The 4,593-nt window shown below is 70.6% G+C and carries 6 protein-coding genes; 5 read left to right on the forward strand and 1 reads right to left on the reverse strand.

The genetic code is table 11. From position 1 onward, the window contains the following. Nucleotides 1–119 precede the first annotated feature (119 nt). The 4 genes from ACFDTH_RS17525 (at nt 120) to ACFDTH_RS17540 (ending at nt 3,147) form a co-directional block, all read left to right on the forward strand. Entirely contained in the window at nt 120–812 is a 693-nt protein-coding gene (locus tag ACFDTH_RS17525; RefSeq protein WP_375288837.1) for a PepSY-associated TM helix domain-containing protein, read from the forward strand. A gap of 10 nt (nt 813–822) precedes the next feature. Beyond that, a complete protein-coding gene (locus ACFDTH_RS17530; protein ID WP_375288838.1) occupies nt 823–1,293 on the forward strand; it encodes a DUF2271 domain-containing protein in 471 nt (156 codons plus the stop codon). A 25-nt stretch (nt 1,294–1,318) separates the two neighbouring features. Next, nucleotides 1,319–2,185, forward strand: coding sequence for a DUF4198 domain-containing protein (locus ACFDTH_RS17535; RefSeq protein ID WP_375288839.1), 867 nt, complete (start codon nt 1,319–1,321; stop codon nt 2,183–2,185). Between the two features lie 86 nt (nt 2,186–2,271). Then, complete coding sequence (locus ACFDTH_RS17540; RefSeq protein ID WP_375288842.1) at nt 2,272–3,147, forward strand: FAD:protein FMN transferase; 876 nt, start codon at nt 2,272–2,274, stop codon at nt 3,145–3,147. 3 nt (nt 3,148–3,150) lie between these two features. Here ACFDTH_RS17540 and ACFDTH_RS17545 read toward each other — a convergent pair whose 3' ends face one another. Further along, nucleotides 3,151–3,618: an Lrp/AsnC family transcriptional regulator gene (locus ACFDTH_RS17545; RefSeq protein ID WP_375288840.1), complete on the reverse strand. Its 468-nt coding sequence runs from the start codon at nt 3,616–3,618 to the stop codon at nt 3,151–3,153. A gap of 98 nt (nt 3,619–3,716) precedes the next feature. Here ACFDTH_RS17545 and ACFDTH_RS17550 point away from each other — a divergent pair. Then, the coding region (locus tag ACFDTH_RS17550) for a proline dehydrogenase family protein (protein WP_375288841.1) at nt 3,717–4,593 on the forward strand (877 nt) is incomplete at its 3' end.

Below are 4,593 nucleotides of genomic sequence, written 5' to 3' on the forward strand. Positions count from 1 at the left end.
GTGCTCTTCCGATCTATATTCATATCCTCGCTATTGCGAGGCACTCGCGTATCTCCTAGGCGTCGCCGCGTCGAGAGAATTGTCCCGGTCCGTTGATGGCGGACCCAAGCGAGTCACGAATGCCCGCCGATCACGCGCAGCCCAGCCCCGTTGCCGCTCCGCTGCCGCGCGCGCTCCCAGCGGCGCGCGCGCCGGCACGGCCCAAGCGCAAGGCGCGCGCCTTCTGGCTGAAGCAGCTACACACCTGGCATTGGGTCAGCGCCGCGGTGTCGCTCGCGGGCATGATGTTGTTCGCGGTGACCGGCCTGACGCTCAACCATGCCGCTTCCATCGGCGCCACCCCGCAGGTGACGCGCGCTCAGGCGACGCTGCCCACCGGGCTGCTCCCGCGTCTGTCAGGCGAGCATAGGGCAGACGCGCCGCTCCCCGCCGAGGTCGCGGCCGGCGTCACCAAGACGGTGCGGCTCGATCCGGCCGGCCGCGCCGCCGAATGGTCCGACGACGAGGTCTACGTCGCGATGCCCGGGCCGGGGCGCGACTCGTGGGTGAGCATCAACCGCGCCACCGGGAAGGTCGAGGCGGAGACCACCTGGCGCGGCTGGGTGTCCTACCTCAACGACCTGCACAAGGGCCGCAACACCGGCGATGCCTGGTTCTGGTTCATCGACGCCTTTGCGGTCGCCTGCGTGGTCTTCACGCTCACCGGGCTGCTGCTGCTCCAGCTCCACGCGCGCCATCGCCCGTCGACCTGGCCGCTGGTCGGCGCCAGCCTGGCGATCCCGCTGCTCCTTGCCCTGTTCCTGATCCACTGAAGAGGCCCCGATGCGTCCTGCTCTCCTTCTCGCCGGCGTCGTGACCGCCACCCCCGCCGCGGCCGGAACGGTGAGCGTCACCATCCCTCGCCTCAACGTCGCCGAATATCACCGACCCTATGTCGCCGGCTGGCTGGAGCCTGCGGCGGGCGGCGCCGCGCGCACCGTGTTCGTCTGGTACGACCTCAAGAAGAAAGGCGCGGAGCCCGGCACCAAATGGCTCGCCGACCTGCGCAGCTGGTGGCGCAAGGGCGGCCGCAGCCTGAAGCTGCCCGCCGACGGCGTCAGCGGGGCGACCCGCGCGCCCGGCACCTATTCGGTGCCGCTGCCCGCCAACCTGCCCGCTGGTCAATATGTGCTCAAGGTGGAGGCCGCGCGCGAGACCGGGGGGCGCGAGCTCGTGTCGGTGCCGATCACCGTCCCGGCAAAGGGCGGCAGCGCCAAGGGCGCGCACGAACTCGGCGCCGTCACCATCCGATAAACAATAGAGAAAAAGGGGAAAACCGATGCGCTTCCGCTCCGTCCTGATCGCCGCCGGTGCCGCCGCCGCGCTTGCCGCGCCCGCGCTGGCCCACCGCCAGTGGCTGCTGCCCTCGTCCACCACGCTCGCCGGCACCGACCAGTGGGTGACGGTGGATGCCGCCATCTCCAACGACCTGTTCTACCCCGATCACTTCCCCATGCCGCTGGAGCGGGTGAAGGTCTGGGCGCCCGATGGCAGCGAGGCGCAGATGGAGAATGGCGCGAAAGGCCGCTACCGCTCCACCTTCGACGTCAAGATCGACAAGCTTGGCACCTGGAAGATCGGCACCGAGACCGTTTCGGTGATGGGCAGCTTCAAGCTGAACGGTGAGGAATGGCGCGTCGGCGGCCGGCGTGGCCCGCCGCCTGGCGCGCAGCAGCCCGGCCAGCCCGCACGGCCGATGCCCAAGGCCGTCGCGACGCCCGCCGAAATCCCGGCTGGCGCCACCGACGTGACGCTGACCGAGGTATCCGGCCGCAATTTCGTCTTCGTCACCGCCGGCGAGCCGACCACCACCGTGTTCGCGCCGACCGGCAAGGGGCTGGAGCTCCAGCCGGTCACCCACCCGACCTCGCTGGTCGCCGACGAGCCCGCCGAGTTCCGCTTCCTGGTCGATGGCAAGCCCGCCGCGGGCGTGAAGGTGACGGTGGTGCCCGGCGGCAAGAAGTTCCGCAGCGCAGAGGGTGCGCAGGAGCTGACCACCGGCGCCGACGGCAGCGTCAAGGTCAGCTGGCCGGTGCCCGGCTTCTACTGGATCAGCGCCTCTCTGACAGATGCGCGCGCCACCACGCCGCGCGCGACCGGGCGGCGGATGAGCTACACCACCACGGTGGAGGTGCCCGCGCCCTGACGCGGATCGCGGTTCCTCCGCTCGATCCGCGCGCCATAACCGGCTGGGACCGGGAGGCGGGGGTGGCCGAGCTGGGCGGCGCGACGATGGGAACGGGCTGGCGGGTGCGCCTGGCGCATCCGCCCGGCTTCGATCTGGCGGGGCTCCACCACACGATCGTCGCACGACTCGACGGTCTCGTCGCCGAGATGAGCCATTGGGAGCCCGACTCGCTGCTGTCGCGGTTCAACCACGCGCCGGCGGGCAGCTGGGTCGCGCTGCCGCCGAACTTCGCCGCGGTGATCGCCGCCGCGCTGGCGGTGGCGGAGCGATCGGGCGGGGCGTTCGACCCGGCGATCGGCGCCTTGGTCGATCTCTGGGGCTTCGGTCCGGAGCCGGCCGCGGGCGTGCCGACCGACTCGGCCGTCGGCGAGGCGCTGCGGCTGGCGGGCTGGCGACGGTTGGAATGGGACGCGCCGGCGCGGCGCCTGCGCCAGCCGGGCGGGCTGCGGCTGGACCTGTCCGGCATCGCCAAGGGGTATGCGGTCGACTGCCTCGGCGCGCTGCTCGTCGATGCCGGCATCGGCCATGCCCTGGTCGAGATCGGCGGCGAGTTCGCGGGCCGCGGCCTCCGTCCCGACGGCGATCCCTGGTGGGTCGATCTCGAAACGCCCGGCCGGGTGGCGCCCTCGTTCCGGGTCGCGCTGCATCAGATCGCGGTCGCCACCTCGGGCGACTACGTCCGCGGCCGACACACTATCGATCCGCGCACCGGCTACCCGGTCAATCATGCGCTGGCGGTCAGCGTCCTCCACCGTTCGGCGATGCTCGCGGACGCCTGGGCCACCGCCCTTGGCGTGCTGCCGCGCGCCGAGATGATCGCGCTGGCCGAGGCGGAGGCGCTCGCCGTCCGCGCGCTGCTGCGGCGAGACGGCGAGATCGAGGAGTGGATCAGTCCCGCGCTCGCCGCGATGATCGCCTGACCGTCAGCGATCGTCCTTGACCGTCTCCATCGCCACGAAGGTTGAGGTGCTGGCGACATGAGGCAAGGCGGAAATCTTCTCGCCCAGCACCAGCCGGTAGCGCCGGATATCGGTGGTGCGGACCTTGAGCAGATAATCGAAGCTGCTCGCGATCATGTGGCATTCCTCCACCTCGGCGATCCGGCGCACCGCCGCGTTGAACTCGCGCAGCGCCGCCTCGCGCGTGTCGCTCAGCTTCACCTCGGCGAAGGCGACATGATCGAGGCCCAGCGCTGCGGGATCGACGCTGGCGCGGAAGCCGCGGATCACGCCCGAGTCGATCAGCCGGCGCAGCCTGACTTGGCAGGGCGTTTTCGACAGGCCCACTCGGGTGGCGAGCTCGGTCACCGTCAGGCGTCCGTTCTCCTGCAGGACGGCGATGATCTTGCGGTCGAACTCGTCCAACTCGACCGGTTTATTCGCGTTCGCCATCCTGTTCGCCTGAACAAAGCCTCGTATCCGGTCTGCACCGCCTGTCCGGCAAGCGCAACAAGTCGGAACGACTTGGCCGTTCGCACTATATTAGAGGCATGACCCAGCCCTTCGCCGCCTTTGCCCCCGCCGTCCGCGAGCCGACCCCGCTGCGCCGCGCGATCACCGCCGCCTATCGCCGCGACGAGGCGGAGGCGCTGCGCCCGCTGATAGCCACCGCCACCGTGCCGGACGATCTCGCCCCACGCATCCGCGAGACTGCGCGCCAGCTGGTCACCGCGCTGCGTTCCAACCGCAAGGGCAGCGGCGTCGAAGGGCTGGTGCAGGAATATTCGCTGTCCAGCCAGGAGGGCGTAGCGCTGATGTGCCTCGCCGAGGCGCTGCTGCGCATCCCCGACGATGCCACCCGCGACGCGCTGATCCGCGACAAGATCGCGGACGGCAACTGGGGTGCACATCTGGGCGGGGGGCGCTCGCTGTTCGTCAATGCGGCGACGTGGGGTCTGGTGGTCACCGGCAAATTGGTCGGCAGCGTTGATGATCGCGGCCTCGGCGCCGCGCTCGCCCGGCTGGTCGCGCGCGCGGGCGAGCCGGTGATCCGCCGCGGCGTCGATCTCGCCATGCGGATGATGGGCGAGCAGTTCGTCACCGGCGAAACGATCGAAGAGGCGCTGTCGCGCGCGCGGACGATGGAAGCCAGGGGGTTCGCCTACAGCTACGACATGCTGGGCGAGGCCGCGGTGACTGCGGTGGACGCCGACCGCTATTATGCCGATTACGAGCGCGCGATCCACGCGATCGGCAAGGCCTCCGCAGGGCGGGGCATCCACGCCGGTCCGGGCATCTCGATCAAGCTCTCGGCGCTCCACCCGCGCTACAGCCGCATGCAGGCCGGGCGTGTGATGGACGAGCTCCTGCCCCGCGTCGCGTCGCTGGCGGTGCTGGCCAAGGGCTATGACATCGGCTTCAACATCG

This window comes from Sphingomonas sp., assembly GCF_042096255.1.
GTDB lineage: Bacteria > Pseudomonadota > Alphaproteobacteria > Sphingomonadales > Sphingomonadaceae > Sphingomonas.